The organism is Paenibacillus sp. FSL R7-0345 (genome assembly GCF_038595055.1).
GTDB lineage: Bacteria > Bacillota > Bacilli > Paenibacillales > Paenibacillaceae > Paenibacillus_AQ.
Genome location: NZ_CP152002.1, coordinates 4,373,354 through 4,391,310 on the forward strand (window position 1 = coordinate 4,373,354; position 17,957 = coordinate 4,391,310).

A 17,957-nucleotide genomic window follows, 5' to 3' on the forward strand; every position below is an offset into this window, starting at 1 on the left:
CAATTTGCAGTGACGCTGCTTGCCTTAAAATAAAAACCTGTGTGCCAGCCGTTCGACCCTGATCAGCAGCTCCGGTAGGTGGAACGGCTTAATGATATAATCGTCCGCCCCCATCTGCAGCGCGTGGATAATATCCTGCTGTTCATTACGGCCGGTAAGCATAATGACAAGAAGATTGATCTCCGGATAGCGGCCGCGGAGCTGCTCCAGCACCTCCAGCCCGTCCAGCCCCGGCATAACGCCGTCCAGCAGGACGATATATTTATCATCGGGAGAATACCAGTCAGATTGAAGGAACCGGACCCCGCTTTCGAAGCTGGTCACCTCGACCCTGGAGATATTCTCCGGCTTCCACTCCATGAACTGCTGGACAACGATTCTGCGCATCAGCGCATCGTCATCAACCATAATGACCTTCAGCAGCTTCTCCGCCTTGCCAACCGGGAGGTAATCATCGTACAGGGTTGTCTGATTTCTACCGGCATGCTTGCTGGCATACAGTGCCTGGTCCGCATCCCCGATCAGCGCCTTCGGATCATCCCGTGTAACCCGGATTTCGGTAATTCCGCATGAAAAGGTTACACGGAACTGCTCATGCTTGGCCTGGAAATCCATCCCCGCGAACTGCCGCTGAATCCGTTCAACCACAAGCAGCGCAGAGTCTGCCGGCGTATTGGGCATAAACAGCGCAAACTCCTCTCCCCCATAACGGCAGAAGGTATCTTCCACCCGGATTGAGCCCCTTACCAGCTCGGAAAAGGTCTGCAGCACCTCGTCCCCGACAAGATGTCCATACGTATCATTGATCTGCTTGAAATGGTCCAGATCCATCAGCGCCAGCGAAAAGGTCCGTTCAGTCCGTCTGAAATCAGATATCAGCTGTTTCATCGTCTGATTAAAATATTTGCGGTTAAACGCACCGGTCAGCTCATCGATAATAATGGACTTCTGCCACTCCTTCTTCAGCTCAAAGCGGTTTTTAATCAGCATCAGGAACAGATCGATATCCACCGGCTTAGGCAGGTAATCCATCACACCTAAAGAATACGCGTACAACTGGATGTCCTTGGAATACTCGCCGCTGATGATAATGATCGGAATCCGCTCTTTTTTAGCTTTGCCGATAATCTGGTGCAGCACATCTATTCCGCTCTGATCCGGCAGCAGGATGTCCAGCAGAATCATATCCGGCCGGCTTTCATAAAACAGCTTGAGCCCGCGCTCAGCCGACATGGCTATATTCACATAATAGGACTGGCGCTCCAGCGATTCTCTTAAAAAGGCCACCAGCTCCACATCATCGTCAACGAGCAAAATTTCATATTTCTGCTGGATTGTGCCGTCTGACAGGCTGACCTCATGAGCGGTATCGGGCACCGCCCCTGTAGATTCCTCACGGCCGAACAGACCGAGCAAAGGAAATAAAACCTCGCGCCACTCTGCCTCCAGCCAGACTTTGTCACTATGATCCGAGAAATACAGCTGCGCACTGCCGGCAAACTGCTCTACAACGTCCAAGCCGACTGTTCCCGCAGTTCCCTTCAGATTATGCAGAAAACGGTATATCTCCCGCTCCCCGACCGACTGCTGCCCCGCCCACTTTTCCAGAGTCTGCCTAGTCCGCTGCTCCACCAGCTCTTTATATTTTCTCGTAGTCGTCATGTATACTCCTTTGAAACGTACTATCAAACTGTCAAGCTATCAGTTCATCATTTTTTTCATATACTGTCAACACTATTGTAAAGAATAAAAACGTCAAGATCAAAATTGTAATCAAACCGACAAAAAACCTTTGGTTGATGACTGTGCCGCCATTTGCAATAATGATAAAAACGGTTCATCCCGTTAAAGCGGCGATGAAGATTAAATTAATAGGAGGCTTTTTCATTGAAAGGAATTATTACTGTACTGGGAAAAGACAAAGTAGGGATTATCGCCAGAGTCTGTACATACCTTGCCGAGCACAATCTGAACATCCTGGACATTTCGCAGACGATTGTGCAGGACTATTTTAACATGATGATGATTGTCGACATTTCCGCACCAAGCAAGACTTTTGAAGACATCGTCCTGGATCTGCAGCAGATCGGCGGGGATATCGGAGTGGAGATCAAGCTCCAGCATGAGGATATCTTCAATATTATGCACCGCATCTAGCAGCCAAAGGAGACGATGACAATGATATCACGGGTTGAAGTACAGGAAACGAATCAGATGATCCGGGAAATGAATCTGGATGTCCGCACCATTACAATGGGAATCAGCCTGATGGACTGCGCCCATACCGACATGCGCGTATTTAACCAGAATGTTTATGATAAAATTACGCGCTCGGCCGAGAAGCTGGTCAAGACCGGCGAGGAGCTGGAGCGGCAGTTCGGCGTACCGATCGTCAACAAGCGCATCTCCGTTACTCCGATTTCGATTGCTGCAGGTGCTGTACATACAGATACCTATGTGCCGGTTGCAGAAATTCTGGACAAGGCCGCCAAAGAAGTCGGTGTTAACTTTATCGGCGGATTCTCCGCACTTGTGCAGAAGGGCTGCACCAAAGGGGACCGCATCCTGATTGACAGCATCCCGGAAGCGCTGGCTGTAACCGAACGTGTCTGCTCCTCCGTCAACGTGGGCTCGTCCCGGAGCGGGATTAATATGGATGCCGTCAAGCTGATGGGCGACATTATTCTGCAGACTGCAGCGCGTACCAAAGACCGTGACTCGATCGGCTGCGCCAAGCTGGTTGTGTTCTGCAACGCGGTAGAGGACAACCCGTTCATGGCCGGCGCTTTCCACGGGGTCGGAGAGCGCGAATGTGTCATCAACGTGGGTGTCAGCGGACCCGGTGTAATTAAGCGGGCGCTGGAGGAAGTAAAGGGCCAGGACTTCGAAACGCTCTGCGAGACCATCAAGCGGACGGCCTTCAAGGTAACCCGGGTCGGCCAGCTTGTCGCCCAGGAAGCCTCTAAGCGGCTCGGCGTGCCGTTCGGCATTATCGACCTGTCACTGGCGCCTACTCCGCTGATCGGGGATTCCATCGCCGAAATCTTCCAGGTTATGGGACTGGAGGAAGCCGGGGCTCCGGGAACTACCGCCGCACTGGCAATCCTTAATGACAATGTCAAAAAAGGCGGCGTTATGGCCTCCTCCTACGTCGGCGGTTTAAGCGGCGCCTTCATCCCGGTCAGCGAGGACCACGGGATGATCCAGGCCGTGCAGCGCGGTGCGCTGACGCTGGAGAAGCTGGAAGCTATGACCTGCGTCTGCTCGGTCGGCCTCGATATGATCGCCATTCCGGGCAGCACCAGCAAAGAGACCATCTCCGGCATTATCGCCGACGAAGCGGCCATCGGTATGGTCAACAACAAGACGACCGCAGTCCGCGTGATCCCGGTAATCGGCAAGGAAGTCGGCGAGATGGTCGAATTCGGCGGTCTGCTCGGCTATGCTCCGGTTATGGCCGTGAATCCGTTTAACTGCGCCGGATTTGTTAACCGCGGCGGCCGGATTCCCGCCCCGATCCACAGCTTCAAGAACTAGAATGTACGCCAAAAGGCGCCGCCCCCTATGTATTTAGGCGGGCGGCGCTTTTGTATTGCGATTAACAGATCAGTTAGGCGTTGCTTGCATCCATTCAGAGATAATAGCGGTTTAATTAATCGGCCGGTGCAGGCAGGATATGGCCAAGCTTCTCCGGGCCCATAATCAGATAGAAGCTCTGGATCTGCTCCCCGCTGCGGTTCAGGGCCAGACACAGCACCCCTTTGACTTCCCCCTGATATCTATAGACAAGATTGGGCTCCCCGTTAACCTGTTCAATAGCAGCCTCCCAGCTTCTCATCCGGCTGAGCACTCTGTGCGAGGTTAACAGGGCCAGCACGCCTTTGCGGCCAATCATCGGCCGCAGGATGGTATGTACATCCTGCCCGCCGCCGTCGGCCACAAGTACAGGCTGCTCGGTCAGCAGCGCCAGCATCCCGCTCACATCATGAGATGTAAAAGCGGCTGTAAACCGCTGAAGCAGCCCCCTGCGGGCCTGCTCCGGCGCTGTTGTGAGCGCCTCCGCAGCAGGCGCTGCCTGCAGCGTCCGCTTCACGCGGCTGAATATCTGCCGGCAATTGCTTTCCGTTTTGCCGATCATTCCGGCAATCGTCTCATACTCGTATTGATACGCTTCGCGGAGGACAAACACCGCTCTTTCGACCGGCGACAGCTTCTCCAGCAGCACCAGGAAGGCAAAGGTGAGCGTATCCTTTCGCTCAGCCACCGCCTCCGGCCCGTCGTACAGCTCACTCACCGGCTCAGGCAGCCATTCGCCGACGTAAGTCTCCCTGCGGACAGAAGCAGATTGCAGGAGGTTCAGACAGCGGTTGGTAATGCTTTTGGCGATATAGGCCCTGATGTTCTCAATACCGCTCCGCTCACGATGCTGGAGGTCGGCGAAGCAGTCCTGGACCACATCCTCGGCATCTGCCACTGTGCCCAGCATACGGTACGCGATCGAGAAGGCATATTTTTTATAGGTAACGTACAGCTCCCCGAAATCAGCCTCCCGCCCTGCTTCCTTCTGTTGTTCAGCATCCGCCGGCTTCCCATGCTCTGTTCCTGCCGCTCTGCTGTCGCGTGTATTTAACACAAGCTGTCCCCCCGCTCCTTCTATTTAGAACAAGCCCGGATACATCCCTGTAGAAATGGCAATCCGGTTCCAGCTGTTAATCATATTGATGCTCATGATCCAGTCGACGTACTCCTCTTCGCTGACGAATTCGCGCACCTTGTCATAGACTGCCTGCGGAACACCGTCATGGCTGATATGGGTAACGGCCTCGGCAAGCTCCAGCACTGCTCTTTCCTTCTCCGTAAAAACCGGCGCCTCGCGCCACACACTGACCAGAACCAGCTTATCCTGGTAATCCCCCAGCTTCAGCAGATCCTTGGCATGCATATCCAGGCAGAACGCACAGCCGTTAATCTGTGACACTCTTATTTTAACCAGCTCGGTAAGCACCTTGTCCAGTCCGCGTCCGCTCGTATGCTGCTCCATTGTCATCAAGGCCCGGAATGCGGGCGCGTTAACCTGTCTGTAATTGAATCTCAAGCTCATTTCAATCGCCTCCATAAGTGTTGTTCACTAATAGAGACAAATCAGACTGCAGATGTGTGACAAATCCGGCAAAAAAAAAATTTAAGCCCGGGCCCGCTTGCTCTTACGGATCGTGATCATCCGCCAGCCAGTCAGCACCGCCGATACAAGGCAAATGGCTGAAGAGGTCATGAACACCACATGCATTCCCGCGAGGAAAATATCCGGCCGGCCGGCAACCAGCCCGGTTACCCGGTACCCGGCCCTGCTGCTCATTACGTTGAACAGGATTGAGGTGGCAATGGTAATCCCGACCACCATACCGACGTTGCGGACCAGGGAATTGACACTGCCGGCTGAACCGAGCTGGGTGCGCGGCACCTTGCTCATAATCAGCGAGTTATTCGGTGACTGGAACAGCCCGCTGCCGACCCCGAGCATCGCAATCCACAGGCCAACGAGAATGACGGAGCTTCCCTCATGGAGCCGGGCCAGTCCAAACTGGGCGATCACCATTACAATCAGGCCGGCAAAGGTCAGAAACTCGGAGCCGATTTTGTCGGAGAGTGCCCCGCTGAGCGGTGCAATGATCACCATCGAAATCGGGAAGAGCATCAGCAGGAACCCGGCGTAAAACGGCGACAGGCCCAGCATATTCTGTGCATAGAACGGCGAGATGATGTTAAAGCAAAAATTGGCGGCAAAGACCAGGAAAGCACACAGAATACTTAAGGAAAACAATGAATTTTTGAAGAGCGACAGCTGTAGCAATGGGGCTTGGCTGCGCAGCTCGACAATCAGAAAAGCGGCAAACGAGACAGCAGCGGCAGCAAGTGCCGCAAGGATCCGGCCGTCGCTATATCCAAGCTGCTGCCCCAGCAGCAGGCCTGCGAACAAGGTAATGATAAAGAAAGAGAACAGCAGGCTGCCCGGCAGATCGATTTTGGATTTTACCCGGACCAGATCTTTAGGCAGTACCTTTGTCCCCAGCACAATCGCAATCAGGCCAATCGGCACATTCACCCAGAAAATGTACTCCCAGCCCAGCGTAGACACAATGATTCCGCCCAGGCTAGGACCGGCGATGCTGCCCAGCGACACAAAGGTCCCGATCAGGCCCAGCGCCTTGCCGCGTTCATTAGCCGGGAAAATATCCGTCACAATCCCCTGGCTGTTCGCCATCGTCATCGACGCACCAATCGCCTGGATGACCCGGGAGACAATGAGAAACGGAAGATTGGTGCTGAGACCGCAGAGCAGAGACCCGATAATGAACACAATTGTACCAATTTTAAAAATTTTGATCTTGCCGACCATATCGCCGAGCTTGCCGAAGAACAGAATAACGGAGCAAATAGCCATTAAATAACCGGTAGTGACCCATTCGACCTGGGCTACCGGCAGATTGAGCTGCTTTACCAGCACTGGTAGGGCAATATTGACAATACTCCCGTCCAACGTGGACATAAATGTAAACAGGTTAAGAACGATTAGAATAATCCAGCGTTTTTTCTGAATCGCTGCATCATCCTGATAGGTTGCACCAATAGAACTCAATACGAACACCCTCTTGCTTTATTTTTCAGATTTAGTTGCGTATGCAACAATCTACATTACACAGTGTACAGCAATTTAGTTGCACGCGCAACAAGTTTCCGGTAAACTTTTGGCAAAGGCGAAAATGTTCGGTCAGAATGTTCAGCCGCATTAATCCAAAGAGGTGTCCGTAGTGAAAAAAGAACCCGTCGGCAAGCTGATCACCTATCTGCAGCGCCAGAATACCAAAATACTAAGCAGGGAGCTTCAGCCTTACGGGCTGGGCAGCGGCGGACAGCACAGCTTCCTCAAGCTGATTCTCGGCAATCCCGGGATTACCCAGGACCAGATGACCAATGAAATGAAATTTGATAAAGCGACCACCGCCCGCTCGGTCAAGCACCTGGAGCAGCTGGGATACATTGAACGGCAGCCCGATCCCAAAGACCGGCGCTCGTCCCATTTGTACCCTACGCCCAAGGCACTGGCTTTTGCCCCTGAATTCCAGTCGATACTGGATGAGCATAATGCCAGAATGACTGCCGATCTGACCGGTGAGGAGGCCGACATGCTCGTAGCCCTGCTCCAGAAGGTCATCTCGACTACCGAAAAACTGCTGTAACACAATATGCCTCTCATTTGGCCCGTTTAGCCGTACCGGGCGGAATGAGAGGCCTTTTTGTCTTTCCTTTAGGTATTCGGCCTGCCTGGGCGGAATCAAGAGCATTTTCCCCTCTAAATTCTGCTACCGCTGCTTACATCAGACTGATGCCGTCGAGAATATAGTCCCAGGTAACGTTATCCCCTGCCCGGTTCGGAATGCTGAGCGAGCAAATGCCCGGGTAGCCCCAGCCGTTGTTGACCACGCTTTCCAGCCCGTCGACCCCGTTGACAATCAGAATCAGAAACGCTCCGCCGGTCAGAGGCATTAGCGACTGTTGAAGCGCGGCGGCTTCCTCGTACGTGCTGCCCCAGCGGATGAATAATGTCCTGCGGCTGACGGCCAGCTGATCCAGAAGACGCTGGCTGCGCATCTCGATTTTGCTTTTGAAGCCGGGATAGACCGCGCTCCACTCCTGCCCGTCCAGCACAGGGAAATCATGAACTGAGATTACATTGTAATGAAAATCTTTTATAAAATATGATTTGACCGGCATAACCACTTCATTCTCCACAAATACATCATTACCATCAATCGGCGACATATTCTCCAGCTCCATATAACCTGCAAAACGGCTGCTGAGAAGCCTGTTCACATCCGTAAGTGATAACGAAACAACCCAATCAAGCGGAGAAGAAAAGGTTCTTAGCCCCTTTCTGCGCAAATGAGCCGCCGGTTCACAGGAGCTGCCCAGGCTGACGATGCAGTCGTACGTTCCCTTGATTTCATTTATATCCATCTGCCTCACCCCATTAGATGTTATATCTCCATATTAAATGCATCTGCTGGCTAAACGGCTTGGATGGTGGTGACCCGTCAGTTTTCTTTTGCCCAAACCGCTAAAAACAGTTAAAATGTAAGACAACATGAAAACGCATGAAAGAACATTGTAATTCATGAATATTCAATATAGGAGTGTCAGCTGTGTCTATTGCCAGAGTAAAAGATCAATTCCGTGCCTGCGGCAGCACGAATTCCGCCACTGAGCTGACCTGTGCAGAGCTTGCACTGGACTCCGGCTCCAAGGAACGGGTAGATTTTTTTGAAAAATGGTCCGAAACCTCCCCCGGGAGCAGAGACGGGCGGGCCTCATGAAAAAGAACACGTCCAAACAGGCCGGCAGCCGTTTTCCGCTGTCTCTGCTGTGCCTCACTCTCGGTGCTTTTGCCATCGGCATGACCGAGTTCATCATCATGGGCCTGCTTCCCAATGTCGCAAATGATCTTGGCGTAAGCATCCCGCAAGCCGGCCAGCTGATCACCAGCTATGCGCTTGGTGTGGCCATCGGTGCGCCGATCCTCACCGTGTTCACCCATAAGCTGCCGCAGAAAAAGCTGCTGGTCATCCTAATGTGCATCTTCATCGCCGGCAATGCCATATCCGTTATCGCGCCTACCTATCTGCTGCTGATTACTGCGCGGGTACTCACCGCATTCGCTCACGGTACATTCCTTGGCGTTGGAACGATTATCGCCGCCAGACTGGTACATCCGGACAAACGTGCCGGTGCAGTATCCGTGGTCCTGGCCGGTCTGACCGTTGCCAATATCATCGGCGTGCCGTTTGGAACCTTTATAGGCCAGCAGCTCGGCTGGCGGGCTTCCTTCGGTGCCATTACGGTACTCGGAATCATCTCATTATTCGGCATCATCCGGTTTATTCCGGTTATTGTGCAGCAGGAAACTGCGAACCTGCGCGAACAGGTGCGGGGCCTTCTTAATCCGCAGGTGCTGCTGATTCTGCTTACCGGAGCACTCGGATGCGGAAGCCTATTCTCTCTGTTCACTTACATCACGCCTATGCTGACGGACATCACAGGCTTTGCCGAGCAGAGCGTGACCTGGATTCTGGTCCTGTTCGGAGTCGGCGTAACTGCCGGCAATATTGCCGGCGGCAAGCTGGCTGACTGGAAGCTGATGCCCTCGCTGATGGTCAACTTTGCCGTGCTGGCAGTGGTCATCTCCCTGCTGACTGTAACGATGCAGCATCCTGTACTTGCGGTCATTAACATTTTCTTCTGGGGGATTGCTGCATTCGGCATTATGCCGGGCATCCAGCTGCGGATTATGAATCTGGCGCATAAAGCTCCGCTGTTAGCTACCACCTCCAGCCACTCTGCACTCAATCTGGGCAATGCGGCCGGAGCTTATCTTGGCGGAGCTGCAATTAATTCGTTCGGACTGACCTCAATTCCCTGGCTGTCTGCAGTCCTGGCCATTCTGGCTTTGGCCGGTGCCTGGTTCAGCTATGTATCAACTAGAGGTAAAGCCTCTGGTTCAGCTAAGAGTGATACTTCTGCTGCATAGCAATTATATTTGCTTAGCAGTGCATGCTGGTGGAACGAATATCAGAAAAAGGCCGGAATCTCCTGAGCGGAGGATTCCGGCCTTTTTGATTGGGAGCAGCAGCATCGGAGGAGTGCAGCACTGGGGACTGGTAGCTCGGCGCAGAAGGAGGAGAGGCTGTAACCTGCCCAAATCCCCTCGCTTCGGGCTATCCCGCTGCCTGATGCTCACTTTTGATTCAGTACTGTATGGTCTAACGGACTCAGATGACGTTAAAGAAAGAAAAACGGGCATTTCCGCAGTCTAACGGACTCCAGCACCGTTATTATGGAAGAAAAGCCCGTTTTGGGGCGCAGCGAACGCAAATAAAGTCACTTCGGTCCGTTAACGGCAGAAATAGCAGTTTTACTGCAAGATAAGGGCGCTGGTGTCCGTTAGCTTAGTGTGTTGTAGTGGTGCCGGGTAGTGCTGAGTTGCTGCTGAGTTACTCTCGGGCAGCTCCGAGTCGGTGTTAGGTCAACTCGGGGTAACGGCGGCCAGTGGCGGGTCAGCAACGGGGCAGTATTGGACGGCTAGCCTCCCCATCCTCATCATCTACCAGCATCCCTGTTAACCGCCGCTGTCACCTCCTGCGTAATCCGTTCCCCGCCCAGGCGCTTCCATTCCTGAACAAACTCATCGAATGCGCTCAGCGGCGTCTCGCCGACGATGATGTTCAGAAAGGTCTCGCTCTCGAGCGTCTGCAGCTTCGGCCACACGGCCGGCATGCTGGGGGTGCTGCCGTAGAATACGCTTTCCACTTCTTCAATTGCGGTTGAGGTCAGGACAGCTGCCCCGTATTTATACGCGTTAGTAGCTTTCCAGCCTTCAAGATTCTTCTTGGGCTGCTCTTCTTCCGCAATCCAGCGGTCATAGAGGAGCCTGGTGTCCGGGTCGAGCAGCTCCGGATCGATCTTGCCGTGCAGCGCCTGCTGGACATCCGTATAGTGCTGCTCAATTGCATCGCTGTAGTCGATCAGCAGGTCGAACGGATAATAGGCGCGCGGCTGGATGCCCGTCTCCGCCGAGAAGTCGTCGAGCGCTTTGACCTCTGCGGTGTTCGGGTCACGTCTTCTCTCCAGCCGGGTGAACACGTTCAGCAGCTTCACTACAGCCTCGGGGTGCTCGTAGTCCTTGCGGACCACGAGATAGCGGTCCGTCGGCGCTGCCATATGGGCAACGAACTTGCCGCTCTCATCAAGCGGAGCCGCAAAAGCCCTCCACTCCGCCCGGGTATCGGCGGCTACCGCTTCGGACAGCGGATAATACGGCATCCACCACGGGCCGAAGAACATCCCGGACTGCCCGGCGATGATCGGCTCCTGGGTCTCTTTGTACAGGGCAAAGCCGGGATCAATCAGCCCCTGCTTATACCAGTCAGCGAGCTTGCCGAGTGCGGCCTTCGTCTCAGGGGTAATAGATCCGTAAACAATCGAGCCGCAGCTGTCCTTGATCCAATTGGTCGGAAAAGAGTGGAACGCGCTGAATACAGCATCCAGCCCGTTGATATGCGGCTTCGCCCCGTAGATGATATTTTTGTAGGCGCTGAGACCGGTGGTATCACGCTTGCCGTTTCCGTCAGGGTCCTGCTGGGTGAACGCCTTGGCAATCCGTTCAATATCCCCGAAGGTAGACGGACCCGGAAGCTCCAACCGGTCCAGCCAGTCTTGGCGGACCCACAGCAGCATCGGGGAATCGGCCCGGATCGCCACATTCGGCAGGCCGTACAGCCTGCCGCCGCGTGAGGCATCTTCCAGTGCGCGGCCCCCGGTTGAGTCGTACATATCTTTGATCAGCTCGGAGCCGTACTGCCCGAGGACGTCTGTAAGATCGGCAATCATCCCGCTGTCCATCAGCTTTTTCAGCTGATCCCGGTCAACGACCATCGCATCCGGCAGGTCGTTGCTGTCGATGGCCAGCTGGGCTTTTTGCGTATACGGCTCCTCGCCCTTTGCCTCCCAGGAATGGATGACCCTGATATTCGTCCGGCTCTCCAGATAACGGGAGATCGGATTATTGTCGTTACTGTCCCCGTTATTCAGCCTGGCATCAGGCACCTTGAAGCCGATCCGCATCGTAACCGGCTGCTCATATCTGCCGTAAGCAGCAGCTTCGGCAGCATCTGTCACCGGAGTCTCTGCATCCGGACCGGGCCGGTCGCCGCTGCAGCCCTGCAGCATGAGCGCCGCCAGTAAAACAAGCACGAACCTTAAGCCATGTTTCATAGCCCCATCCTTTCTGCACGGCAACGGCATGGCAGCCGGCCAGTAGCGGGCCAGCATGAACAAGCAGGCGTACAACCCTTCTTCACAGCTTCTCTCCTTGCGCGCGGTATTCGCTAGGCAGCCGGCCAACCCGTTCCCGGAACAGCCTGCTGAAGTACCGGTCGTCCTCAAAGCCTGAGCGGCAGGCGATCTCATGCACCGGATGAGCGGTCTCCAGCAGCAGCGCCTTGGCCAGCTCCAGCCGCATCCCGCGCAGCACCTCGCCGAAGCTCTCCCCCGCCAAGCGGGCAAAGCACTGGCTGAAGTACCCCCGGCTCATATTGATATGGGCCGCTACATCGCCCTGGTTGATTTTGAGGCCGGCGTTCTGCTTCATGTACAGGACAGCACGGATCAGGCAGAACATGACCTCTTTGCTCAGTCCGAGCTCGATCATCCGCCGCTGGACATGCCCGGCGAACTCCCGGAGCCACTGCTTCCAGCTGCACCAGTCCACGTTGCCGCTAATAGCAGCCTCAAGCTCAGCAGCCTCTGCCGGACTCAGCAATAGCGGGCTCCAGCTCTCCAGCAGCGAATGCCCGAAGTCCGCTATCACTTCAGGAGCAGGCCGGCGCAGCAGCACTTCCGCAGTGAAGCTGTCCCAGTCTCCCCGCTCAAGCGCCCATCTGAGCTGATGCCCCGACGCCGGAAACAGCTCCTCCCCGGCCGCTCCCTCCGCTGCCAGCGCAAGCTCCGCGAACTCTAGCTTCGGCGGCAACTCCGCGCCGCCGTAATAGAACAGCGCCAGGCGCGCCGCCTTGCCCAGCACCTGCTCCAGCTCCCGGCACGGCCTGCCCTGCAGCCCGCTGACCAGCGCGGCCTGCCAGCGCCCTGCCGGCAGGGCAGCCAGCTCACGCTGGAGCCCCTCACCACTCAGCCGGCTCTGCAGCGGTACAATCCACTGCCCCTGCAGGGCAATCATCGGCTGATTCTTCGCCAGGGGGAGCTGGAACAGCTCCTCTTCGCTCTCCTGCCCCTTCAGCGGCACCAGGAGCAGCGCCCTGTCCGCAGCCAGGCCGGCCGCACCATCCCTCCGGCTGAGAGATTCCCGCGCGGTGTCCTCCCACCTTACCCGCTCGACCAGCCGGCTGATTGTCTCATCGGCGTTCTCCACCTCGAGCAGCGTTTTAACAATATAATCGACAGCTCCCAGCCGCAGCGCTTCCTGCACATAGTCGAACTCATGATGGCAGGTCAGCACAACACAGCGGATAGCCGGAAACTGCTGCCTCACCTGCCTGATCAGCTCAAAGCCGGACATGCCCGGCATCGTAATATCCACGAACAGCAGATCGGCCTCCTGCTCACGGAGCAGCGCCAGCGCCGCATTGCCGTCCCCGGCTTCACCGACAATCACCACTCCGAAGGACGGCCAGTCAATCAGCGAAATAAAGCCCTTGCGCACCAGCCGCTCATCATCGACCACAATTGCTTTAATCATCGAAGTCCTCCTTGCTTTTGCGGGGAATGGTAATGGAGATGTCCGTCCCTTCTCCCTCGCCGCTTTTGATCTGCAGCTGCATTTGTCCGCCATAATAGGTATGCAGCATCCGCATGACGTAAGCGAAGCCGATTCCGAGCCCGCGCTTTTTGGCACTGTCGTCCGACAGCAGCTCGTCGATCTGGGCCTCATTCATCCCGGAACCGTTATCCCGCACGCACAGCCGGATTTCAGCTTCCCCCTGTCCCGCGATAATGACCTCCACCCGCCCGTGGTCGCTGAGCCCGTGGTAGATTGAATTTTCCACCAGCGGCTGAAGCAGGAACCTTGGTACCGCCGCATCCAGCACCCCGTCCTCCGCCTGCACCTTGAATTCAAATTCATAATCATAGCGGATTCGCTGCAGCTCCATATAGTTGCGGATCGCCTCAATCTCCTCCCCGATCGTGACAATAAGGCTCTGCTTGCCCAGATTATAATGCAGCACCTTCACCAGCAGCGTAACCAGCCGGTCTATCTCCTTCTGCCCGTTCAGCCGGGCCAGCCACTGCACCGTATTAAGCGTATTATGCAAAAAATGCGGGTTAATCTGGCTGAGCAGCTTTTCTATCTCAAACTGGCTTTTCTGCTTCTCATTGCGCGCTACCGCCTGAATTAGCTCGTTGACCTGGTCCTTCATCTGCTGGAAGTTGCTCAGTACAAAATCAAACTCCTCCACATTCGTAAAAGCAACCGGCGCGGTAACATTCTCGGCCATACGGATAATCTCCAGGTTAACCTTGCGCAGCGGACCATAGATCCGCCTCCAGATCAGCCAGGCCAGCAGACCGGCGAACAGCAGGGTCGAAAGGGCGAGCAGAATCATTTTGTAGAACCAGGCGTAGATTTCGCTGTTGAACACCGATTTTTTGACGGCAGCCACCAGCTTCCAGCCCTGCGGGCTCTCGTAGCGGAACAGATGATAGCCCTCCAGCTCCTCATGGGCCGGACGGCCCCTCAGCCCCGCAGCAGCGAGTATCTTGTCAGGCACCTCACCATCAATCGCATAGGTCGACGTCCCCGCCTGATTGACCAGCAGATGGTTCACCGCCATCCCGTAGGCCTGTTCATTAAAAATTTTGCGCAGCAGGCTATAGTTCGTCTCGAGATAAATATACAGCTCATGCTGGCCGCTCACCCGGACAATCCGCTGCTCCGAGAAAACCACATTATCGCCGACAGCGTACATCGTCCCGTGCGGTCCAAAATAATCCGCCCCGTTGTAGCGCATAAAAGCAGGCAGCTTCCCCGTATCGAATCCCCGCCGCATGCTCATGTTGGTGAACAGCACCGGGTCCTTGACGCCGGGCATAACATAGGCAGTCAAGCCGATATAGGGATTGGTGAAATTGACGAGATTGATCTTCTGATTGATGGAATTCATAATCTGTGATTTGCGGTAAATCTGTTTTTCCTGCAGAAAAGAGGACATTTCCTCCACAATCTGCCCGTCAAGCGCAAACTGCTTGGAGGCGAAGTCCAGATTGTCGATGGCATTCTCCAGGCTGAGCGCTTCCTGGCGCAGACTTGCACTGATGCCGCTGCCTATTTTACCGGACAAAATGGAATAGATAGAGGTGTAGGATACGATTCCGACAATCAGCAGCGGCAGCAGCGTACCAACCAGCAGATAGATAACCAGTGTTCTCCTCAGGGATTTCACAGCCGGCGTGGGGCTCCCGTTCTTCATTCTGCGCATTCTGCTAGCCCACTTCGCTTTCTGTAAGCGTTTTATCTGATAGGATCAGAATACCAGATTTACCCTGGATTGAATAGAATAAGGCAGAACAGCTGCTGCGCCGCCCTGCCTCCTTTTTACCTACTTCACACTTTTGCGGGCCTCGAACAGCTCCTCCGCTTTTTTAATGGAAAAATCCATCACTTCAGCATAACCCAGCCCGTTCACCTTATCGTGCATTTCCTTGTTCAGCTTATCGAATTCAGCCTGATCTTTGGCAAAAACCATCTTCCAGGACATCTGCTGGATCACGGTGCCGATCTGTTTGTTTTTCTGCTCCAGCGTTTTGTCCATCGTCAGCGGCTCTTTACCGGTGAAGCCCTGAGGGGCAACGGCAAGCAGATTATTTTTCTCAAAATATTCCTTCGGCGTCAGCACGCCCATCTTCGCTCTCCAGTCACTATCCAGCTTGGACGGGTTGCGCTCCAGCGTTGTCTGCCACAGATTGTGGTCAAACGGCTCATTCGTTTCGGGATTGACCATTGCCGGTACCACAAACGAGAAGTTCATCTGGTTCGAGCCGTAGTAGTAATCCCCGCCGCCGTATTCCGCCGGAACCTGGGTGTTCTGCTGATCCGTGTAGGCCTGCCAGCCAAAATCCGTTACGACCGGCTTGCCGTTTGCGTCTATATCCCAGGTCAGTCCTTTCGGCCCGTTAGGTACAGCTGTCCCGCTGCCTGCCGAGAGCATCGCGCCTTCCGGGGTGTACATCCAGTTCAGGAATTCCATAATCCGCGCCGGTTCCTTTGCTTTGGCTCCGATTGCAATGATGCCGTTGCCGCCGTATACGTTGAAGCCGGTGGAATACATCAGCTCATCCTTGAACGGCACCATGGCGAAGCCTTTTCCTTCAGCCGTTCTTTCCGCGGTGTTATAGTTGGCGGCGCCAAGCCACGGGAACCAGGAGAACAACAGGCGGCCGTCTTTATATTTTGCCACTACATCATCAAACTTCTGGGTCAGGGAGTCCGGATCAAGCAGCCCCATCTGGTTGGCCTCGTAGTACAGCTTCAGCGACTTCATATACCAGCTGTCCTCGGACAGGAAGTCGTAATATTTCTCTTCATCGGCTTTGACGAAAATCGCGGTCTCCGGAATTTCATCATAGCCCATCATGTTGGCGAACTGCTTCGCCAGCGTCATTTTGTAATTGCCGTCCCAGTCCGCCCAGAGCGAGAAGGCATAGGTTTTTTTACCCTGCTCATTCTTCGGCTCCAGCTCCTGCATCTTTTTCAGTACTGGCAGGTACTCCTCGATCGAGTTAATCTCAGGTGCGCCGATTTGCTGATACAGATCCCAGCGCAGATCCGGTCCCCAGGTCATATCCTTGCCCTCGGAAGGTCCTGACGGGTTCGAGGCCACATTGTTCCCGATGCCGTAAACCGAATTCCCTCCGCCAAAAGCAACCTTAGCTTTTTCTATAGCCTTCGGAAACTGCTTGGCAATGTCAGCGCCGTATTTGTCCAGCAGCCCGTCCTGGGTCCAGTCCAGCAGCAGCTTGCCTTTGATCGCATTCGGATAATGATTTTTGTCATCACCGAAAACAATGATGTCGCCCAGGTTGCCGGAAGCCATCATCGCCGAGATTTTCGTATCCCCGCCGGTCAGATTGGACGCGACGATATCCAGCTCGATATTGAATTTATCTTTGATCACTTTAGCGAACCAGCCCGTCTGCGGCCCGGCATAGTTGGCGGTTGTCGAGAACACGGTCAGCTTCAGCGGCTTGGAATGATCCAGCGCACCGTCATCCGGCGCAGCCGTAGCCTCCGTACCGGCAGTGGCCTCTGCCGCAGGCTTTTCTGTACTTTCCGCCGGGCCTGCGTTACCCCCGTTATTGTTGCCCCCGCCGCAGGCTGCCAGCACGAACACCATAATCGCGCTCAGCAGGAGCAGCGGCAATTTTTTCAACTTCATACTTTTACCCCCTAATAAAGTTTATAGACCTGTACATGCATGAAGCCGGCTGCGGCCTCCTCAGCCTTTGACCGCGCCGATCATAATGCCTTTGACAAAAAAGCGCTGAAAAAACGGATACACAATCAGAATCGGCAGCACAACAATCATCGTCACCGTCATCCGCACAGAGGTCGGCGTCTGCATATTCTGCACACTGGCCGCCATATCCGGGGAATTGCGGATCAGCGCCGCCAGCGAGCTGGACTCGTTGAGGTAGCGCCAGAGCAGAAACTGCAGCGTGAAGTATTTGGTGTCGGTCATGAGAAACGCCGTATCGATGAACGAATTCCACTGGCTGACCGCTGAAAAAATCGTAATCGTCGCCAGAATCGGCGTCGTCAGCGGAACGATAATACTCCAGAATACCCGCAGATAACCTGCCCCGTCGATGCTGGCTGACTCCTCGAGTGAGGGTGGAATCGCCTCAACAAAGGTTTTGACCAGAATGATATTGAATGGGGTAATAATGGTCGGCAAAATATACGCCAGATAGTTGTTGGTCAGATGCAGATTGTGCATGGTGATGTACCACGGAATCAGTCCAGCGCTGAAATACATGGTGACGACAATGCTGCGGTACCAGATCTGACGGCCCCACATCTCCTTTTTGGTGAACAGGTAGCCGAGAAAAGCCGAAGCGCCGACGGTCAGCAGCGTACCCACCACTGTCCGGTAGACGGATACCAGCGCCGCGTGGCTCAGCCCGCTGATCCGCAGCACTTTCGAGTAGTTGTCAAAATGGATATCCCGCGGGTAAAACTTGATGTAACCCGCCGCACTGAGATCATTGGAGCTGATGGTGTTAATGAACAGGTAGTAGAACGGATACATGCAGCTGAGCGTGAACACGCCGAACAGCATGTAGATGATTCCCTGGAACAGGGCATCGCCTGGCTTGAGCTTTTTGCGCAAATG

15 protein-coding genes are annotated in these 17,957 nt (G+C 54.6%); 5 read left to right on the forward strand and 10 right to left on the reverse strand.

Going from position 1 to position 17,957, the window contains the following annotated elements; genetic code table 11:
- Positions 1-24: 24 nt before the first annotated feature.
- On the reverse strand, positions 25-1,662 hold the full coding sequence (locus tag NST84_RS18835) for a diguanylate cyclase (RefSeq protein ID WP_342561701.1): 1,638 nt from the start codon (positions 1,660-1,662) through the stop codon (positions 25-27).
- 225 nt (positions 1,663-1,887) lie between these two features.
- Here NST84_RS18835 and NST84_RS18840 point away from each other — a divergent pair, with 225 nt between their 5' ends.
- Both NST84_RS18840 and NST84_RS18845 read left to right on the forward strand, forming a co-directional pair.
- A complete protein-coding gene (locus NST84_RS18840; protein ID WP_342561702.1) occupies positions 1,888-2,157 on the forward strand; it encodes an ACT domain-containing protein in 270 nt (89 codons plus the stop codon).
- 24 nt (positions 2,158-2,181) lie between these two features.
- Entirely contained in the window at positions 2,182-3,537 is a 1,356-nt protein-coding gene (locus NST84_RS18845; RefSeq protein ID WP_342566470.1) for a PFL family protein, read from the forward strand.
- 115 nt (positions 3,538-3,652) lie between these two features.
- On the opposite strand, the gene NST84_RS18850 is transcribed toward NST84_RS18845, so the two are convergent.
- From NST84_RS18850 to NST84_RS18860, 3 genes are all read right to left on the reverse strand, one after another.
- Positions 3,653-4,531: a sigma-70 family RNA polymerase sigma factor gene (locus tag NST84_RS18850; RefSeq protein WP_342566471.1), complete on the reverse strand. Its 879-nt coding sequence runs from the start codon at positions 4,529-4,531 to the stop codon at positions 3,653-3,655.
- 126 nt (positions 4,532-4,657) lie between these two features.
- Complete coding sequence (locus tag NST84_RS18855; RefSeq protein ID WP_342561703.1) at positions 4,658-5,101, reverse strand: carboxymuconolactone decarboxylase family protein; 444 nt, start codon at positions 5,099-5,101, stop codon at positions 4,658-4,660.
- A gap of 81 nt (positions 5,102-5,182) precedes the next feature.
- The gene (locus NST84_RS18860; RefSeq protein ID WP_342561704.1) at positions 5,183-6,637 is read right to left on the reverse strand and encodes an MFS transporter; all 1,455 of its coding nucleotides are present in this window, start codon (positions 6,635-6,637) and stop codon (positions 5,183-5,185) included.
- A gap of 172 nt (positions 6,638-6,809) precedes the next feature.
- On the opposite strand from NST84_RS18860, the gene NST84_RS18865 reads away from it, so the two are divergent.
- Entirely contained in the window at positions 6,810-7,238 is a 429-nt protein-coding gene (locus NST84_RS18865) for a MarR family transcriptional regulator (protein WP_342561705.1), read from the forward strand.
- A gap of 133 nt (positions 7,239-7,371) precedes the next feature.
- Here the strand turns inward: NST84_RS18865 and NST84_RS18870 are convergent, their stop codons facing one another.
- The gene (locus tag NST84_RS18870; protein ID WP_342561706.1) at positions 7,372-8,016 is read right to left on the reverse strand and encodes a DUF1796 family putative cysteine peptidase; all 645 of its coding nucleotides are present in this window, start codon (positions 8,014-8,016) and stop codon (positions 7,372-7,374) included.
- 185 nt (positions 8,017-8,201) lie between these two features.
- On the opposite strand from NST84_RS18870, the gene NST84_RS18875 reads away from it, so the two are divergent.
- Positions 8,202-8,372 (forward strand): hypothetical protein, encoded by a 171-nt coding sequence (locus NST84_RS18875; RefSeq protein WP_342561707.1) that lies wholly within the window; start codon positions 8,202-8,204, stop codon positions 8,370-8,372.
- A complete protein-coding gene (locus NST84_RS18880; protein ID WP_342561708.1) occupies positions 8,369-9,583 on the forward strand; it encodes an MFS transporter in 1,215 nt (404 codons plus the stop codon). Before NST84_RS18875 ends, NST84_RS18880 begins: the two co-directional genes overlap by 4 nt.
- A 569-nt stretch (positions 9,584-10,152) precedes the next feature.
- Here the strand turns inward: NST84_RS18880 and NST84_RS18885 are convergent.
- From NST84_RS18885 to NST84_RS18905, 5 genes are all read right to left on the reverse strand, one after another.
- Entirely contained in the window at positions 10,153-11,826 is a 1,674-nt protein-coding gene (locus NST84_RS18885; protein ID WP_342561709.1) for an extracellular solute-binding protein, read from the reverse strand.
- Positions 11,827-11,908: 82 nt separating this feature from the next.
- Complete coding sequence (locus NST84_RS18890; RefSeq protein WP_342561710.1) at positions 11,909-13,306, reverse strand: response regulator; 1,398 nt, start codon at positions 13,304-13,306, stop codon at positions 11,909-11,911.
- Positions 13,299-15,035, reverse strand: coding sequence for a histidine kinase (locus NST84_RS18895; RefSeq protein WP_342561711.1), 1,737 nt, complete (start codon positions 15,033-15,035; stop codon positions 13,299-13,301). The genes NST84_RS18890 and NST84_RS18895 overlap by 8 nt, the downstream gene beginning before the upstream one ends.
- Before the next feature lie 129 nt (positions 15,036-15,164).
- Entirely contained in the window at positions 15,165-17,000 is a 1,836-nt protein-coding gene (locus tag NST84_RS18900) for an extracellular solute-binding protein (RefSeq protein WP_342561712.1), read from the reverse strand.
- Between the two features lie 60 nt (positions 17,001-17,060).
- A complete protein-coding gene (locus NST84_RS18905; RefSeq protein WP_342561713.1) occupies positions 17,061-17,954 on the reverse strand; it encodes a carbohydrate ABC transporter permease in 894 nt (297 codons plus the stop codon).
- Positions 17,955-17,957 lie beyond the last annotated feature (3 nt).